20 protein-coding genes are annotated in these 17,446 nt (G+C 54.7%); 1 reads left to right on the plus strand and 19 read right to left on the minus strand.

Going from position 1 to position 17,446, the window contains the following annotated elements:
- From BMX91_RS06555 to BMX91_RS06590, 8 genes are read right to left on the minus strand one after another with little or no spacing between them, the layout of a single operon-like run.
- The gene (locus BMX91_RS06555) at positions 1-744 is read right to left on the minus strand and encodes a class I SAM-dependent DNA methyltransferase (protein WP_092051284.1); all 744 of its coding nucleotides are present in this window, start codon (positions 742-744) and stop codon (positions 1-3) included.
- On the minus strand, positions 741-1,088 hold the full coding sequence (gene rsfS, locus BMX91_RS06560; protein WP_092051285.1) for a ribosome silencing factor: 348 nt from the start codon (positions 1,086-1,088) through the stop codon (positions 741-743). The genes BMX91_RS06555 and rsfS overlap by 4 nt, the downstream gene beginning before the upstream one ends.
- Positions 1,089-1,108: 20 nt before the next feature.
- Positions 1,109-1,663, minus strand: a complete 555-nt coding sequence (gene yqeK / locus BMX91_RS06565) for a bis(5'-nucleosyl)-tetraphosphatase (symmetrical) YqeK (RefSeq protein WP_092051286.1) — start codon at positions 1,661-1,663, stop codon at positions 1,109-1,111.
- Positions 1,638-2,207, minus strand: a complete 570-nt coding sequence (locus BMX91_RS06570; RefSeq protein ID WP_245744343.1) for a nicotinate-nucleotide adenylyltransferase — start codon at positions 2,205-2,207, stop codon at positions 1,638-1,640. Before BMX91_RS06570 ends, yqeK begins: the two co-directional genes overlap by 26 nt.
- Before the next feature lie 16 nt (positions 2,208-2,223).
- Complete coding sequence (gene yhbY, locus BMX91_RS06575) at positions 2,224-2,520, minus strand: ribosome assembly RNA-binding protein YhbY (protein WP_092051289.1); 297 nt, start codon at positions 2,518-2,520, stop codon at positions 2,224-2,226.
- A 2-nt stretch (positions 2,521-2,522) separates the two neighbouring features.
- A complete protein-coding gene (gene aroE / locus BMX91_RS06580; RefSeq protein WP_092051291.1) occupies positions 2,523-3,347 on the minus strand; it encodes a shikimate dehydrogenase in 825 nt (274 codons plus the stop codon).
- A 12-nt stretch (positions 3,348-3,359) separates the two neighbouring features.
- On the minus strand, positions 3,360-4,460 hold the full coding sequence (gene yqeH, locus BMX91_RS06585) for a ribosome biogenesis GTPase YqeH (protein WP_092051292.1): 1,101 nt from the start codon (positions 4,458-4,460) through the stop codon (positions 3,360-3,362).
- On the minus strand, positions 4,457-4,978 hold the full coding sequence (locus BMX91_RS06590) for a YqeG family HAD IIIA-type phosphatase (RefSeq protein ID WP_092051294.1): 522 nt from the start codon (positions 4,976-4,978) through the stop codon (positions 4,457-4,459). Before BMX91_RS06590 ends, yqeH begins: the two co-directional genes overlap by 4 nt.
- Positions 4,979-5,114: 136 nt before the next feature.
- On the opposite strand from BMX91_RS06590, the gene sigK reads away from it, so the two are divergent.
- Positions 5,115-5,846 (plus strand): RNA polymerase sporulation sigma factor SigK, encoded by a 732-nt coding sequence (gene sigK / locus BMX91_RS06595; RefSeq protein WP_092051296.1) that lies wholly within the window; start codon positions 5,115-5,117, stop codon positions 5,844-5,846.
- Positions 5,847-5,985: 139 nt separating this feature from the next.
- On the opposite strand, the gene mtnN is transcribed toward sigK, so the two are convergent.
- The 11 genes from mtnN to recD2 all read right to left on the minus strand — a co-directional run bounded on the left by mtnN (position 5,986) and on the right by recD2 (position 17,443).
- A complete protein-coding gene (gene mtnN / locus BMX91_RS06600; RefSeq protein ID WP_092051298.1) occupies positions 5,986-6,681 on the minus strand; it encodes a 5'-methylthioadenosine/S-adenosylhomocysteine nucleosidase in 696 nt (231 codons plus the stop codon).
- 25 nt (positions 6,682-6,706) lie between these two features.
- Positions 6,707-7,387: a YrrS family protein gene (locus BMX91_RS06605; RefSeq protein ID WP_092051300.1), complete on the minus strand. Its 681-nt coding sequence runs from the start codon at positions 7,385-7,387 to the stop codon at positions 6,707-6,709.
- Between the two features lie 254 nt (positions 7,388-7,641).
- Positions 7,642-8,115 carry a transcription elongation factor GreA gene (gene greA, locus BMX91_RS06610; RefSeq protein ID WP_092051302.1) on the minus strand — a complete coding sequence of 158 codons (474 nt, stop codon included), beginning with the start codon at positions 8,113-8,115 and terminating at the stop codon, positions 7,642-7,644.
- A gap of 106 nt (positions 8,116-8,221) precedes the next feature.
- Entirely contained in the window at positions 8,222-8,860 is a 639-nt protein-coding gene (gene udk / locus BMX91_RS06615; RefSeq protein WP_092051304.1) for a uridine kinase, read from the minus strand.
- A complete protein-coding gene (locus BMX91_RS06620; protein ID WP_092051306.1) occupies positions 8,857-9,522 on the minus strand; it encodes an O-methyltransferase in 666 nt (221 codons plus the stop codon). The genes udk and BMX91_RS06620 overlap by 4 nt, the downstream gene beginning before the upstream one ends.
- A gap of 88 nt (positions 9,523-9,610) precedes the next feature.
- Positions 9,611-10,738: an endolytic transglycosylase MltG gene (mltG, locus tag BMX91_RS06625; RefSeq protein WP_092051307.1), complete on the minus strand. Its 1,128-nt coding sequence runs from the start codon at positions 10,736-10,738 to the stop codon at positions 9,611-9,613.
- 197 nt (positions 10,739-10,935) lie between these two features.
- Positions 10,936-11,238, minus strand: coding sequence for a DUF1292 domain-containing protein (locus BMX91_RS06630; RefSeq protein WP_092051309.1), 303 nt, complete (start codon positions 11,236-11,238; stop codon positions 10,936-10,938).
- Between the two features lie 10 nt (positions 11,239-11,248).
- Positions 11,249-11,668, minus strand: a complete 420-nt coding sequence (gene ruvX, locus BMX91_RS06635; protein WP_092051311.1) for a Holliday junction resolvase RuvX — start codon at positions 11,666-11,668, stop codon at positions 11,249-11,251.
- The gene (locus BMX91_RS06640; protein WP_092052145.1) at positions 11,665-11,937 is read right to left on the minus strand and encodes an IreB family regulatory phosphoprotein; all 273 of its coding nucleotides are present in this window, start codon (positions 11,935-11,937) and stop codon (positions 11,665-11,667) included. Before BMX91_RS06640 ends, ruvX begins: the two co-directional genes overlap by 4 nt.
- Positions 11,938-12,007: 70 nt before the next feature.
- Complete coding sequence (gene alaS, locus BMX91_RS06645; protein WP_092051313.1) at positions 12,008-14,641, minus strand: alanine--tRNA ligase; 2,634 nt, start codon at positions 14,639-14,641, stop codon at positions 12,008-12,010.
- A 303-nt stretch (positions 14,642-14,944) separates the two neighbouring features.
- Positions 14,945-17,443 carry an SF1B family DNA helicase RecD2 gene (gene recD2 / locus BMX91_RS06650; protein WP_092051314.1) on the minus strand — a complete coding sequence of 833 codons (2,499 nt, stop codon included), beginning with the start codon at positions 17,441-17,443 and terminating at the stop codon, positions 14,945-14,947.
- Positions 17,444-17,446 lie beyond the last annotated feature (3 nt).

A 17,446-nucleotide genomic window follows, 5' to 3' on the forward strand; every position in this document is an offset into this window, starting at 1 on the left:
TCATTTTTCAGCATGGAAGAAAATACGTTCACTGTCCGACTCGGGGGCATCCCCTGTCCAGTCAGCCGTGACAGAGCGGACGCGAAAGCCTGCTTCGGACAGAAGCCGGACATAGGTGTCGGGAGGATATGACCGCTGAAGATGAAACTCCTCTTGCCTTTCGTAAAGACCATCCGGCCGGCGGATGAAAAAGCTGATTTCCGACTCGACGGAAAGCGGTTCTACACCCGGATACGTGTGCCAGATATACGAAACTGAGTCAAGATCCGCCGTAAAAGGGCCGTCCATAAACAGTTCCGTCATCTTATAGGGCGAGTGGACATCGAACAGCAAATGGCCTCCCGCATTCAGTGCATCATAAGCATGACGGAATACGGCGGCCACTTCTTCCTGAGCCGTCACATAGTTCAGAGAATCGATGGCGATCACCGCGACGTCATATCCGGAGTGCCCTTCCATGGCTTGCATCGGCTGTTCGAAAAACGTTCCTTCCAGCCCAGCTTCGGCAAAACGCTCCCTGGCGGCAGCCAGCATATCACCGGAAAGATCGATTCCCGTGACCCGGTAGCCATCCTTGGCAAACCGTTCAGAAAGCACCCCGGTACCGCAGCCGATGTCCAGAAGCGCCCGCCCTCCGGCAGGTCCGGCGATATCCCTTACCCAATCGGCATACTGTCCATACGGGATATCTTCCATGAGAAGATCATAGACCGAGGCAAATGCCCGGTATGAATCTCCCGTCATCGGTTTTCCATTTCCAGTTCCGGCGCGTCTCCCCATAGGCGCTCCAGGTTGTAATAAGCGCGCTCGTCCTTATGGAAGACATGGGCGACGACATCGCCGAGATCGACCAGGATCCAGCGTGCCGAATCAAAGCCCTCGAGACGCTTTACATTGTAGCCGGACTCTTCGGCCCTGTCTTTGATCTCGCGGGCGATCGACTGTACCTGCCGGTCGGAGTTTCCGTGGCAGATCAGAAAATAATCCGCAAGGAGCGAGACGCCCTGCATGTTCAGGACGACCATATCAGCCGCCTTTTTATCGTCAGCAGCATTGTATACCGTTTCAAGTAATGTCTGGTTTGTCATCGGTTCAAAGCATCCTTTCCTCACAAGAGACTGTCATTGTAGCATCTGAGCGTATCCGGATGGATGGCTGCACGCACTCCGGCCAGGTATTGCAGATTGTGCGCACTGCAGGCGAGCACCGCGGCGTCCAGAGAGTGCCTTGCTTCTTCCCTCAGTTTTTCCGCTCCGGGAAATGTCCGGCCGGGCTCTATCATATCAGCTGTGAATATGAGTTTTTCCAGTCCGGACATGCCGGCCCGGCCGGTCGTGTGGAAACGCACAGCAGCGAGGATATCGGCATCCGTGATCCCGAATTCTTTATGGGAAATCACCGCCCCGGCAGGACCGTGCCATAGCTCATGGTGATAACCGAGGACCCGGGCAGGATCGCCTTCCTCTTCAACGATTTGCCTGAGCTCCTCTTTCGGCATCGCTTTCGCCACATCATGAAGCAGTGCAGCGGTCTCCGCTTTTTCTTTATCTTCCCCAAAACGGTCCGCCAGAATCACAGCCGTTTCCGCGACACGGAGGACATGGGCAAATCTGCCTGCCGGGAGCCGGCGGGCCACCTCATCTTTCAGCAGCCGGAACGCCATACAGTCCCTCCTCCCTGATAAAACGGATTACCGGATCGGGAATCAGGTACCTGACCGACCGTCCCTCTGCCAGTTTTTCTCTCAGAATGGTCGAGGAAAGGTCGATCTGCGGAATACCCACAATACGCACAGGGAAGCGTCCGGAAGCGCTGGTTCCGGGGCGCGGAACACCGATAAATTCGACTTTCTCCACAAGCGCATCGATGTCATGCCAAGTATGCAGCTGCTCGATGCTGTCGCCGCCGATGATAAACGAAAAATCTGTTTCCGGTTCACGGGTGCGAAGCAGATCCATGGTTCGGGACGTATAAGAGACGCCTCCAGACTCCACCTCGATCGGTTCAACACTGAAATCCGGGTTTCCCCTAACCGCGAGCCGTGTCATTTCAAGGCGCTGCCATGCATCTGCATCGCCTTCTTTTATTTTGTGCGGCGGCACGGCATTGGGCATAAAGCGGACTTCGTCAAGCCCGGCAGCGTCCCGGACGCCTTCGGCGATCATCAGATGGCCGGAATGCGGCGGATTGAACGTACCGCCCAAAATACCGACTTTCCTGCGTTCATTCACCCGGAAGCACGAGGCGTTTGTTGTCCCTCGACATCCTGTAAAGCACGATCGTCTTGCCGATCACCTGAACAAGTTCAGAGCGTGTCCGCTTGGCGAGCATCTGTGCAACATCCTCTTTTTCCTCGGGCGCATTCTGAAGAATGGCCACTTTGATCAGCTCGCGCTTTTCGAGCGCTTCGGATATGCCGCTGATCAGCTCATCGTTGACACCCTGTTTTCCTACCTGGAATACGGGCTGCAGATGATGCGCCTCGCTTCTCAGAAACCGTTTCTGTTTTCCTGTTAGCATGTTCATTCCTCCATTTCTGCAATCAGCCGTTTTCTTGTTCCAAGCGTGTCCGGCATTTTGCCCGTCCATTCGTGGAAGGCAAGTGCCCCCTGCCAGATGAACATGCCAAGGCCGTCCACAATTACATTCCCATTGTTCATCGCAGCTTTCAGGAAATCCGTATAAAGCGGACTGTAGACAATGTCCGCAACAACCGTCCTCCGGTCCAGCCTGTCCAGAGCGATCGGCAGCCCGCCTGTCGCGGTCGACATGCCCACCGGAGTGGTCTGGATGATGATTCCGAACTCTCCCAGTCTGTCTGCCGCTTCTTCCAGCCGAAGGGCTTCGCCGCCAATCCGGCTGCATAGTGCTTCCGCTTTTTCCACGGTGCGGTTGCATACCGAAATCTTTCCGTAGCCTGCCTGTTTCATCGCAAGCGCGATTCCATTTGCCGCACCGCCGGCACCTATGATCAGAACAGGTTCCTCACTGAGTGACTGTCCGATGCGTTCTTCAAGCGACCGGACAAAGCCGGGGCCATCCGTATTCATTCCTAATAGGCGGCCATCAGGCAGGACCTTTACCGTGTTTACTGCCTGCATTTCCGCCGCAATGGGATCCACTTCATCAAGATACGGAATGATCGCCTGTTTATGGGGTACCGTTACATTCCATCCGGAAGCCCCTAGCCGGCGGAGGGCGGCTACCGCCTTTCCTGCTGTACCTGCCGGAACGTGAACCGGGATATAGGAAGCATCGATGCCGTTCTCACCGAACCAGGCCTCGTGCATGGACGGTGATTTAGAATGGGAGACCGGATCCCCGATGACCGCATACCAATTCTTCATCATTCTTCCCCCTCAGATCAGGGAAGGACGGAGCATGACCGCAACCCCTTCGGGTGCGTGGACTGCAACGACTTTCCCCGACTGCTGGACGGTGATCCAGCCAAGTCCTGAGATGACGATGTCCGTCTTTTCTTCACTGATCGAAAATTCATGGCGCACGAGCGCAGGAAAAGCGTCCGCATCGGCCGCGGGCGGCGTGAGCAGGTCGCCTTTCTGACGGGCATACAGGTCGTCCGCCTTTTCCAGCTTCGTGCGGTGGATATCAAGCGCATTGGATACATGGACGGTAAATGCAGTGCGTCCGCCTTTCAGGTAATCGAAGCGTGCCAGTCCGCCGAGGAACAGCGTCTGCTCCTCATTCAGCTGGAATACTTTTGGCTTGATCTCTTTTTTGGGTGTGATTACCTTCAGATCCTTTGCGTCCAGCAGATGCGCCATCTGGTGATGGTTGATGATTCCCGGCGTATCGAACATGGAGCTTCCGTCATCCAGCGGGATATCGATCATGTCCAGCGTGGTGCCCGGGAAGTGGGACACCGTGATCACGTCACCGCCCCCCGCCACCTGCTTGATGATCCGGTTGATGAATGTGGATTTCCCGACATTCGTACAGCCGACCACATAGACGTCGCGCCCTTCACGAAGCTCTTCGATGCGGCGGATCGCGCTGTCGATGCCGGTTCCCTTGTCGGCGCTCACGAGAAGGATGTCCTCGGGCTGAAGGCCGAGCTGCCTGGATTCTGACTTCATCCAGTGGATCAGTTTGTTCGGCTTCACCGATTTCGGCAGCAGGTCCGCTTTATTGCCTACGAGAAGCACCGGATTGGACCCGGCAAAACGGTGCATGCCCGGGATCCAGCTTCCGTTAAAGTCGAAAATGTCGACGATATAGACGACGAGCGCATCTTTTGAGCCAATCGTATTCAAGATCTTCAGGAAATCGTCATCCGTGAGCGGAACCGGCTCCAATTCATTGTAATTCCTGACCCGGAAGCAGCGCCGGCAAAGCGGCATTTCCTTTTCAAGGGTTGATGCCGGGGCAAAGCCCGGCGCTTTGTCATCTTCGGTCTGCAGGACTGCTCCGCAGCCGATACAGGTTTTCTCTTCGGTCACTTGATCTCCTCCCAATCGATGAGCCCCCGGCGCTTAAGTTTTTTCATGATGATCCGCTCGACCTTGCGGTTGAAGCGAGTCGCCAATCCGTCCGAGCTTGCGACAGGAACGACAAGCACCGTCTGGAGACCGCTGCGGTTCCCGCCGAAGATATCCGTCAGCAGCTGATCACCGATCACGACCACCTGATCTTTTGGGATGCCCATCTGCCGGACAGCCTGCCGGAACGCTTTGCCCATCGGCTTGCGCGCATTATGGATGAACGGGATGCCGAGCGGGTCTGAAAAGACCCGGACACGTTCTTCATTGTTGTTCGACACGATGGTCACATGGATGCCTGCTTCGCGCATCTCCTGCAACCATGTGATGATTTCTTCTGTGGCATCGGGCCTGTCCCATTCGACAAGTGTATTATCGAGGTCAGTAATGACACCGCGGATTCCATTTGTCTTTAGTTTATCCGGCGTCACCCGGAACACATTCTTTACATATTCATTCGGCAAGAAAAGTCGATACACCCGATTCACTCCATTGACTCTGAATTCTTTCCCGATTATACCACAGCGCCCCTGTGTCCCACACCTCGGGCCCGTCATTCTCATGATTCCGCACATTGTGTCATATGGTGGCAGAAACAATAATGGAGGTGTTGGCGTGAGCGGGATCTTCACGGCTCTGCTGCAACTTTGGACGGATATCCCCGCGCTGGTCGGCTACCTGAAAGGCCAGGCGTTCCAAAAGCCGATGAATGCGGAGGAAGAAGCGGACTGCCTGAGACGGGTTGCCCAAGGTGACGAAAGTGCCAGGGATGAACTGATCGAGCGCAATATGCGCCTGGTTGCCCACATCGTGAAGAAATTCCATCCCCGGCACGAGCAGTTGGATGACTATATCTCGATTGGTACGATCGGGCTCATGAAGGCGGTCGGCAGTTTTACTCCGGACAAGAAGACGAAGTTCTCCACATTCGCGGCGCGCTGCATCGAAAATGAGATCCTCATGCATCTCCGTGCACAGAAAAAAGTGCAGAAGGATGTTTCCCTCTATGAGCCGATCGGCATCGACAAAGACGGCTACTCCCTGCAGATCACGGATGTCCTTAAAGTCGACGAATCCACGGCTGACGACCGGCTGGAAAGGAAAGAACGGTTCGATCGCCTTTACAGGCATCTGACCAAGCTCGACGAGCGGGAGCTGGAGATCATCCAGAGACGCTATGGCCTGCTCGACGATAATCCGATGACCCAGAAAGAGATCGCCTCACAGCTGAATATCTCCCGGAGCTACGTATCGCGCATCGAAAAGCGTGCACTCGTAAAACTCTACCAGCAGTTCAAGCATGAAAAAAACCCCTCCACCGCCGAGCGCGGAGGAAGGGCCGACTAACATCACTTTTCGGAACCGAGCTGGAACATCATGACGCCAGCGAGGATCCCGGTCAAAATAAACGAACCTGCCATCAGATAAAGCACTTTGTTCACTCCTTGTCCAAGTGATCGTTTTCTCATCCGATTATAACATGCGGTTATTGAAGATACGAGACCGCACGCATGACCGCCTGCGCAGAATGTTCCGCCGCCTTAGGCAGGAACTCATCGAAAGAGACGGCCGATTCTTTTCCGGCAATGTCGGAAAGGGCGCGGATCACGACAAACGGCACTTCGAACTGGTGGCACACCTGCGCCACTGCGGCAGCTTCCATCTCCGATGCCAGCACACCCGGGAACAGTTCCCGGACACGGGAGACACGCTCCCCGTCCGACATGAACGAATCACCGGTGACGATCAGGCCTTCCGCATGAGCGTGCTCCCCGATGTCAGCGACGGCTTTCCGCGCTGCAGCGATCAGACGGTCATCCGCTTTAAAAGCGGCGGGCAGCTGAGGGACCTGACCCGGCTCATAACCGAAAGCCGTCACATCCACATCATGATGGCGGACTTCCGATGAGATGACAACTGTGCCGATGTCGTGGTGCTGGTCAAAGCCACCCGCGGAACCGGTGTTGATCACGGCATCCGGCTTGAAGCGGTCAAGCAGCACGGCCGTCGACATGGCCGCATTGACTTTGCCGATCCCGCTTTTTAGCAGGACGACTTCAGCGCCGCCCAGCTTCCCGGATGTGTATTCACTATTTCCGGCAATCGTTGTTTTTTTCTCTTCGATCCGGCTGCGCAGAAGCTCAACTTCCTCTTCCATAGCGCCGATAATTGCGATCTTCATCCAAATACCCTCCGTTCCATGACGGTCACCAGGCACCTTCAAGCGTGTTGAGCTTGTCGAGCCGAACCGGCATCCAGCCTTCACCGTCCACCCATTCGAGGTGGACATTGTATTTTTCAGCTTTATCTTTTGTTGATACGGTTCCGACGGACTTCTGCGGCCCGCCGCCATTTTTCACAAACCATACGATCATTTCATTTTCAGGAATTCCCGTAGCATAAGCCATGGCCCCGATCTTTTCCTGCCAGTCGATATGGCCTTTTTCGTAGACCGAGACGTGTTCTCCCGACTGTTCGGTTCCGATCGGCTTCCACGACGTATCAACGATCGTCTCTTCGACGATGCCTTCGTCCGATGGGGTCCGGATCACTTTTCCCGGCTGATCCGCTTCGGCAGGTTCTTCTTCGGCGCTGCCTTCGGAGGTTGCGGACTCCTCATCTTTCCCGGAGTTATCTTCTCCACCGTTTCCGGCATTTTCTTCGCCGTCTTCTGCAGGTGCGTTTCCACCTTCAGAACCGCCGTCTCCGCGGTCCGCCTGAGACTGGCCCGCTTCCTGAACGTCGTCGGCTGCCCGGTCATCCCCTCCGGTGAAGATGCCTACCGCCGTGATGACAATCAGGACGAAGACAACACCGATCAGGATATTCAGGATCCGGTTCGATTTCTGACGGTTCCGCTGTACCCTGGAATAATTCCGCTCTTCCATGCCATCTCCTCCCCCGGTAACTCTATCATAAACGATTTTCGCTTATTTGACGAAATGATTACCGCTTTGTTTCATTTTCATGAAGGAGGATTTGCCCTTGCAAAAAGCAACCGGATTCCCGGGTTCGAATGTTGATAGGTTTTAAAGCAATGAAAAAGCTGATTTCAGCGGAAGGTCCCCCGCTTGTCGCGGTTTAAGGAACCTTCTGCTTGAATCAGCCATGTTCTCTTCATCTTCAGTCTGTCTGTAAACGATCAGCTGATGGACGTGATCTCAACGTCCATTTCTCCGCCCGGTGTCATGATTTTGACGCGGTCGCCGACAGTGCGGCCGATCAGGCCTTTTGCGATCGGGGAATCGTTCGAAATAAGGCCTTCGAACGGATCGGCTTCTGCAGAACCGACAATTGTGTACGATTCTTCATCTCCGCCGGGGACTTCCTTGAATGTGACCGTCTTGCCAAGCCGGACGCGGTCGTCGTCGCCATTGTCTTCGATGATCTCCGCATTGCGGATCATCGATTCAAGTGTGGAGATCCGGCCTTCGATAAATGCTTGATCTTCTTTCGCGGAGTCGTACTCGGAGTTCTCGGAAAGGTCGCCGAAGCTGCGCGCCACTTTGATGCGCTCGACGACTTCTTTTCGTTTAACCGTTTTCAAATATTCAAGTTCCTCGATCAATTTCTCTTTTCCCGCCTGTGTCATCGGAAATTTTTTCTCTGTGGACATGAATGATCTCTCCTTCGTCTTTCCTTCATAAAAAGAATACTATGCCGCCCCGTTACCGGGAATGCGACATAGCGGAAATGTGATGGTTTTAACTGACAAGAGTATATTACAGTTGTTGTGGAGATTCAAGAATTGTTTTTATTTTCGTCACCATAAGATCGATTGCGACCTTATTTTCCCCGCCTTCCGGGATGATAAGATCCGCGTATCGCTTTGTCGGTTCGATGAATTGGTTGTGCATCGGGCGGACGACCGACAGGTATTGGTCGATGACAGATCCGATGGAGCGGCCGCGCTCTTCGATATCCCTGCGGATACGGCGGATGATCCGGAGATCCGCGTCCGTATCGACAAAGAGTTTGATATCCATCAGGTCACGGAGCCTTGCATCATCCAAAACCAGGATTCCTTCGATGATGATGACGTCTTTCGGTTCGATGGCCACCGTTTTGTCAGAGCGGGTATGCATGGCATAATCATAGACCGGACGGTTGACCGGACGTCCCTCGAGCAGTTCTTGGATATGCTCGATCAGAAGGTCTGTATCAAAGGCAAGCGGATGGTCATAGTTCGTCTTGAGCCGCTCTTCGAATGCAAGGTCGGCCTGGTCCTTATAGTAATAGTCATGTTCGATCACGATGACGGAATGCTCTTTCACGACATCATAGATCGACCGTGTAACACTCGTTTTGCCGGAGCCCGAGCCGCCGGCGATCCCGATGATGAGCGGACGCTGTTTTGTCATAATACTGCACCTTCTTCAGTTGATTCTTTTTTCGTGCTGATCATCAGTCCGTCGCCTACCGGCAGCAGAGCCGAGTCGTAGCCGGGATGGGACATGAGCCACTCCGTAAATTCCTTTAGTTTTCGGATCATCGTCCGGTTCTTTTTCGGAATGTCCTTCGGGTTTTCAGCCGCCAGCCCATGCATGAACATATTGTCACAGTAAATCACGCCGCTGTCAGACAACAGCGGCTCGTAAATGTCAAAAAACCTTTTGTACTGGCCTTTGGCGGCATCGATGAACAAGGCATCGAACGGCCCCTCCGGAAGATTATCGCCGAGCTCCAGCGCATCCCCACGGACAAGCCGGATCCTTTCTGCCGCGTCCGACTCGCCGATGTTATTTTCGGCCTTATCCTGCATGGCAGGCTCGCGCTCGATCGTTACGACCTGAGTTCCGGGCAAGGCTTCAGCCATACGGATCGCGGAATAACCGATTGCTGTACCGATCTCCAGGATCCTTTTCGGACGCTGCACACGGAGAATCTGAAGAAGTGCTTCCATTCCCTCCAGCTGCATGATCGGCACCCTGTGCTCGCGGGCGTATCGCTCCATCTCCAAGACCCGTTCCGGCCTGGAAGGAATCAGTCCCTCCGAGTACCGGCTATATTCGTGTTCCATCATTCACACCTGCTTATCCAAAAAAATACCCGTTCATCATAGCATTATTCACATGAAAAGAGAAGGAAAGCGGAAGCTCTCCTTCTCCGGGTCATTCCCCGCTCTTCAGATATTTGTCGCGGTTCTTAAGATGTTCTTCATACGTTTTTGTAAAATGGTTGATGCCGGATGGATCCGCGAGGAAATAGAGATAATCCGTCTCGGCTGGGTTCATTGCCGCATCGATCGAGGAATTTCCCGCATTAGAAATCGGGCCGGGCGGAAGTCCCTGATTCTGATAGGTATTGTACGCGTCGTCGATTTCCAGATCGCTGTACATCGTCCGCTCGAGATGCTTACCGTGAGCGTAGGCGACTGTCGGATCCGTCTGGAGCGGCATGCCTTCCTCGAGACGGTTCACGAAGACACTTGCGATGGACTTACGGTCCTCCGGAGTACGCGCCTCTTTTTCCACAAGCGAGGCCATTGTAAGCACCTGGTGGATCGTCCGCTCTTCTTCGGAGATCGCCTCACGATACGGAGAAATGCTCTGGTCTGTTGCCCCGATCATCTGCTCCACTAACATCTCCAGGGTCGGCTGCTCTTCAAAGACCGGATATGTTGCCGGGAACAGATAGCCCTCCAGCGGGAATTTAATCTGTTCGTTCAGGATCTCTTCGGTAAGGAGATTCGGGAACTTCGAGATCAGCTCATTGATATAAGCTTCATCCGTTACAAGTTCCATGAATTCATCCGCAGTGAATTCAGTGTTTTTCTCGATCACTTCCGAAATCTGGGCAAGGTTCAGACCTTCCGGTACGGTGAACTGGAATACCGGTTCACGGTAAACCTTGCCGGTCTTCAGGCTTTCAAGCAGCTCATCCGGGGTCATGGCCTGACTCATATCGTAGGTGCCTGCCTGAAAATCACTTTCATTATTGAATTTTGCGTAATACTTGAAGATCCTGTTGTCTTTGATGACACCGGCTTCCTCCAATTTCATCGCAATCGAGTCCAGGTTGGAGCCGATCGGGATTTCCACAGTGACGGTCTCTTCCGAATCCGGATCAACCGGCTTTAGCGCGCCGGCCACATACGAGTAGAGGATGGCGCCGCCGATGACCAGAAGGAGCATTGCCGCAAGGAAGACGATCAGGACAATTCGCCGGATTTTCCTGACTTCCTTCTTTTTTTCATTCATGCGTTCCAGCATGACTTGTTTTTTGGATCGGTCGCTCATAAACCGTATTCCCCCTCTGCATTCCGAGGTTATTATACATGAAACGACATCAACAGGAAAGAAGTTGCGGGACGGGCGTCAGCCGGAGTGCAGTGCCCCTGTTTTTTTCGGCGGGGAATGCCAAAAAGCCCCCGGATGCAGAGCGCTGGGCACTCGGTGCATTGGGGGCTTCCGTCCGGACATCGTCTGCCGGTGTCTTACTCTTCTTCTTCGTCGTCCTCATCGTCTTCGGCAAGGAACGTGTTGAGCATCTCTTCGATCATGTCCCACTCTGCATCGGTCTCGATCGGCTTCAGTTCACCCTGTTCGCCTTCTTCTCCTGGAATAAAGGAAGAAGCCATGATCTCGATTTCCTCATTTTCGTCTTCTTCCGCACCCACAGGATAGTAAAGGACGTACGATTTGCCGAACTTTTCTTCCTCAAATGTGAACAATACCTCGCAAAGCTGCTCGTTGCCTTCCTCATCCACGACCGTGATGTGTGCATCTCCGTGTTCCATTTAAATCACCTCATCCGTTTTTTCTGTCCAGCCAGCCCTGAAGAATCATGACTGCGGCCATCTTGTCGATGACACTCTTCCGCTTTTTGCGGCTGACGTCGGCACTGATGAGCATCCGCTCAGCCGCCATTGTCGTCAGACGTTCGTCATACAATTCCACAGGCAGGGAAAACTCTTCCCTCAGCAGGTCCGCAAATCGCTCGGAAGCTTCCGCACGCGGTCCCACCGTGTTGTTCATATTCTTTGGGTACCCGACTACGAATGAAGTTACACTATATTCGTTTACCAGTTCCCGGATCCGCCCGATGCCGAACTCGCCGGCCTCTTCGTCGATTCTGATCGTCTCGACGCCCTGCGCAGTCCATCCAAGCCCGTCACTGACGGCGACGCCGACCGTCTTGGTGCCGACGTCAAATCCCATCACCCTCATGAACGGTCTCCGTCATTGCCGGCGATATAGAATTTCACGAGTTCCTCGATGATCTCGTCGCGCTCAAGTTTTCGGATCATGTTTCGGGCATCATCATGCCGCGGGATGTATGCCGGATCTCCCGATAGGAGATAGCCGACAATCTGGTTGATGGGGCTGTATCCCTTTTCTTTCAGCGCGGTATGGACCTTCAGCAGAACTGTCCGCACTTCATCCTCCATCGGCTCTTCCGGAAAGTTGAACTTCATCGTCTTGTCGAATGAATCCATGATCAGCACCCCGCTTTCCCTCAGGATGCAATCGAACTTCGCATCCCATTATAGACGTACAGATCCGTGATTAAACGGATTTGACTAAATCATACACGGATTGAAGAGCTTCATCAAGTTTGGACGGGTCCTTTCCTCCGGCCATGGCCATATCGGGACGGCCCCCGCCTTTGCCTCCACAGATTTCGGCAACGTGGCGGACAATATTCCCCGCATGATGCTCCTTGCCGGCAATGTTTTTGGTCACACCGGCAGCAAGTGTCACTTTGCCTCCGTCGGCGGAGCCGAGTACGATTACGCCGCTGTCTAGCTTCTGCTTGAGCTCATCCATCATTGTGCGCAGCTGATTGCCGTCGGCACCTTCCACACGGGCGGAGATGACCGACACTCCGCCGATTTCCTGTGCGGATTCGAGCAGCGTCCCCAGTTGGCCCTGTGCTTTCTGCGCGGAGAGCGATTCCAGCTCACGCTTAAGTTCCTTCTGCTCGGTCTGAAGGGCAGAAAGCTTTTTGAGCAGGTCTTTCGGGTTGGCCTTCAGCATCGCAGCCGCCTCTTCCAAGACCTTCTCCTCTGCCTTGAGCTGAAGGAATGCCTCTTTGCCTGTCAATGCCTCGATCCGCCTTGTGCCGGCTCCGATACCGCCTTCAGAAACGATCTTGAACAGTCCGATCTCCGCAGTGTCCCTGACATGGCATCCTCCGCAAAGCTCAAGCGAGTAATCGCCGATCGACACGACGCGCACAACATCTCCGTACTTTTCCCCGAACAGGGCCATTGCCCCCATCTTCTTCGCTTCATCAATCGGATGGAAGGCTGTTCCCACACCGATGCCGTCCCAGATCCTCTCGTTGACGATCTGCTCGACCTTGGCGATCTCTTCCTGGCTCATCGCACCGAAGTGGCTGAAGTCGAACCGGAGGCGTTCAGGTCCCACATAGGAGCCCGCCTGGTTGACGTGGCCGCCCAGGACATCCTTGAGTGCCTGATGGAGCAGGTGGGTCGCCGTGTGGTTCTTCACGGTCAGGCGGCGCTGTGCAGCATCGACTTCCGCCTTCAGCGTATCACCTGTCGACATTGTTCCGGCCTCTACTTTCACCGAGTGGAGGTTTTGGCCGTTCGGCGCTTTGCGGACATCCTGGACAGTTGCACGGAATGCGTCTCCTGTCAATGTTCCCCGGTCAGCGATCTGGCCGCCGCTTTCCGCATAGAACGGTGTGCTGTCTAGGATGACCTGGACTTCATCGCCCTCTTCCGCAGCATCCACAATTTCTCCGTCGCTGACGATCGCGATGACTTTTGCTCCAGAGACGAGGTGATCATAGCCGATGAACTCGCTTTCCTCATGGAATGCGCCGAGCGCTCCAGACTGGACCTGCATCGAACCGACATCCTGACGCGCGGCACGGGCGCGCTCACGCTGCGCCTGCATCTCGCGGCGGAAACCTTCCTCATCTATGCCGAGGCCGTGTTCCTCGGCGTATTCGGCCGTAAGCTCTTCCGGGAATCCGAATGTATCATACAAACGGAAGGCATCACTGCCCGAAATCTCGCTGCCGCCTTCTTCTTTGACCTTTGAGATGATGCCGGACAGGATCGACAGACCTTCATTTAGCGTTTCATGGAAACGGTCTTCCTCGTTTTTGATGACGCGCTGGATGAATTCGGCTTTTTCTGTCACTTCCGGGTAATAGCTTTTCATAATGCCGCCGACGACCGGCACAAGGCGGTACATGAATGGCTGGTCGATGCCGATCTGCTTTGCATAGCGGACAGCGCGGCGGAGCAGGCGGCGGAGCACGTAGCCGCGGCCTTCGTTTGACGGGAATGCCCCGTCGCCGACGGCAAATGCCACGGTGCGGACATGGTCCGCAATGACCTTGAAGGCTGTGTCCTGTTCTTCGTTCTTGCCGTAGACCGCACCGGAAATCTGTTCGATTTCGCGGATGATCGGTATGAACAGGTCAGTGTCGAAGTTCGTCGGCACATCCTGTACGACGGACGCGATCCGCTCCAGTCCCATGCCTGTATCGATATTCTTGTTCGGCAGCGGGGTGTACGTATGATCGCGGTTATGGTTGAACTGTGAAAAGACCAGGTTCCAGATTTCCAGGTAGCGCTCGTTTTCCCCGCCCGGGTACAATTCCGGATCAGAGAAGTCATCCCCGTAGGAAGGCCCGCGGTCATAGAAAATCTCGGAGTTCGGACCTGAAGGCCCTTCCCCGATATCCCAGTAGTTCCCCTCGAGGCGGATAATGCGCTCTTCCGGAACCCCGACCTCATCGCGCCAGATCAGGAGCGCTTCTTCGTCTTCGGGATGGACCGTCACGGACAGTTTTTCAGGATCGAACCCGATCCAATCCTGATGGGTCAGGAACTCCCATGCCCAGTGGATCGATTCGCGCTTAAAGTAGTCACCGATCGAGAAGTTTCCAAGCATCTCGAAGAATGTATGATGGCGTGCTGTCTTGCCCACATTTTCAATATCATTCGTCCGGATCGCCTTCTGGGCATTCACGATGCGCGGGTTTTCCGGCACCACACGTCCGTCAAAGTATTTCTTGAGTGTCGCGACACCGCTGTTGATCCAGAGAAGCGACGCGTCATCGATCGGGACAAGTGACGCGCTCGGCTCTACCGAGTGGCCCTTTTCCTCGAAGAACTTCAGATACATGTCTCTCAGTTCTGCAGATGTGAATGATTTCAAGCTGATTCTCCTCCTTATTAGTCCGGACGGTACGGCAATAAAAAAATCCTCCATCCCCTATGCAAAGGGACGAAGGATCTGTTCGCGGTACCACCCTGATTACAGCAGCACCCGCCGCTGTCTCTCAAATGCCTTAACGCGGCGGACGGCAGGGATGAGCTGCACTCTGGAGTAGCTTTCCGCATCATTGCCTGCGGGATCCCTTTCAGTCTGGGGGAACCTTCCTGTACCGGCGCCGTGCGTACTTTCTCCGTCATCGAATTGTCTTATACCCCGCATTATAGTGAATGGGGATGTATCTTGTCAACGCCCGTCCATGAAGTCATACGGCGTCACATTAGACATGCCGATCAGGGGATCGACCGCCTGGTGGTTCGCTGCGGTGAGCGACGGAGGGGTTTCGGATTTCTCAATTGCAGGAGGCTCAGAATCGGTTTTTCCGGAAACGTCCGCATCGGGAGAAGCTTTCTGAGCAGCCTGTGCGCTTGTTGTCTGCTCTCTCCCGTCCCGGGCCACCCCATCAGCTGAAGGCTCTTCCGTGCCTGACACCCGCTCCCTGAGCGTTGTCAGGCGGCTAAGGTCGTCTGCCCGGGCGATGCCTTCCCTGAAGACATCGGGTTCTCCGATCAGGATCAGGAAGTTTTTCGCCCGTGTCAGGCCCGTGTAGAGAAGGTTCCTCCGGAGCATTCTCCTGTACGTCCGTACGACGGGCATGATGACTGTTCCGAACTCACTTCCCTGGGATTTGTGGATCGAGATGCAGTAGGCGAGTGTCAGCTGGCTGAGGTCCTTCCGCTCGTACGTCACTTCAAGGCCGTCAAAAGAGACGACGATCATCTCTTTTTTGTCGACGGTCTCATTGGCTTTAATGATTGCGACGACTTCGCCGATATCCCCGTTGAACACATTGCTTTCCGGCTGGTTGACGAGCTGGAGCACTTTGTCGCCAATCCTATAGGTGATGTCGCCGAACACGGTCTCTTTTCGGCCTTCTTTGGCTGGGTTTACGATTCCCTGGATCAGTTTGTTGAGGTTATCGATGCCTGCAGGCCCCTTGTACATCGGCGCGAGCACCTGTATGTCATGGATCGATTGCCCCTTGGAGATCGCACTTTTCAGCACTTTCTCGACGGCTTCGGGAATTTGCGGAGTACCTGCTTTGATAAACGACCGGTCGGATGTCTTTCTGCCGAGGTCATCCGTCACCGCGCCCTTTTTCACCCGATGGGCCAGCTCAATGATCGAAGAACCGCTGCTCTGGCGATAGATATCAGTCAGCTCGACGGCCGGTACCTTGCCGGATGAGAGCAAGTCTTTCAGCACCTGTCCGGGTCCGACCGGCGGCAGCTGGTCCTGGTCGCCGACGAAGATGACCTGTGCGCCGTCCGGAATCGCCTTCATAAGCTGATGGGCAAGCCAGGTGTCGACCATCGACACTTCATCGATGATGAAGAGCCGGCCCTCCAGCTCCCGTTCCGTCTCCTCTTCCCGTTCCATCCCGTTGAAGCCGAGCAGACGGTGGATCGTCATTGCCGGCAATTCGGTCGACTCGCTCATCCGCTTTGCAGCACGTCCGGTCGGAGCGGCAAGGACAATCGGAAACGCTTCTTCCTTTTTCGCATAATCCTTCGGCTCCAGAGACAGCCCGTGGAGCTCTCCGTATAGTTCCACAAGCCCTCTGATGACGGTCGTCTTACCAGTACCCGGTCCGCCGGTCAGGATCATGAGTGACGAATGAAGTGCAAGCTCGATCGCCTCCACCTGGGTTTTTGCATACGTGACTCCGAGCCGCTCCTCGATACCGCCGAGTGTTTTGCGGATTTCCGATTGGGGGAAAGCGTCGCTGTGCGAATCATCTTCAAGAAGCGACACAACCTTGGAGGCAATGCCGATTTCTGAAAAATAAAGAGAAGGCAGATAGCAGCGTTGCTGCTCGACAGCAATCTTGCTTTCTTCCCCCAGTTCCACAATCGCCTGTGAAATGGCCTCAAAACCGATTTTATGGGGCTGGCTAGCCTCCAGCAACCGCTTGGCCTCGGGCAAAAGCGCCTCTGCTTCCACATACACATGGCCCTCTGACAGGGCCGCCATGTTCAATAGGTGGAGCACTGCGGCCTTTACACGATCTTTGTGATCCCCGGTGATGCCGAGCCTCGCACCGAGTTCGTCCGCCCGCTGGAACCCGACACCCTCGATCTCCCCGATCAGCCGATACGGATTCGTCTGCAGGGCGCTGATCGTCTCTTCCCGGTAGGTCTGATAGATCCTCATCGCGAGCTGCGGGCCAAATCCCCACTTATTCAGCGCGATCATGATCCGCTCCAGTCCCATGTTTTCCTGCAGGACGGAAACAAGCGTCTCTTTCCTCTCATCCGAGAGCTTCGGTACGCTGTCGAGGGAGGACGGATCGTTCAGGATGAGGCTGATTGTTTCATTTCCGAGTGCCCGGACAACGGACTGTGCGGTTTTCTGGCCGATGCCGGGGAACAGGTCGCTCGAAAGGTAGTGAATCAGCCCCGTCTCGGTGTCCGGCAGGTCTTTTGTGAATACCGATGCCTTAAACTGGGTCCCGTATTTCGGGTGCTCGACGAGACTGCCCTGGAATTTGTATGTATCCTCCCCTTCCAGGGGAGGGAAATAGCCTGTCACGACAATCTCCTTGCCGTCATAGCCAGAATTGGTCGCCGTGACTTTGACGCGGAGGATCGAAAAAAGGTTCTGCGGGTTATGGAAAACCGTGGCGACCGGCCGGCCGGTGATATAGTGTTCGTCTTCAGTTAATAGGTCCAGCTGCCCGGCCATCCG

The sequence above is a fragment of the Bhargavaea ginsengi genome (genome assembly GCF_900109165.1).
In the GTDB taxonomy this organism is placed as follows: Bacteria; Bacillota; Bacilli; order Bacillales_A; family Planococcaceae; genus Bhargavaea; species Bhargavaea ginsengi.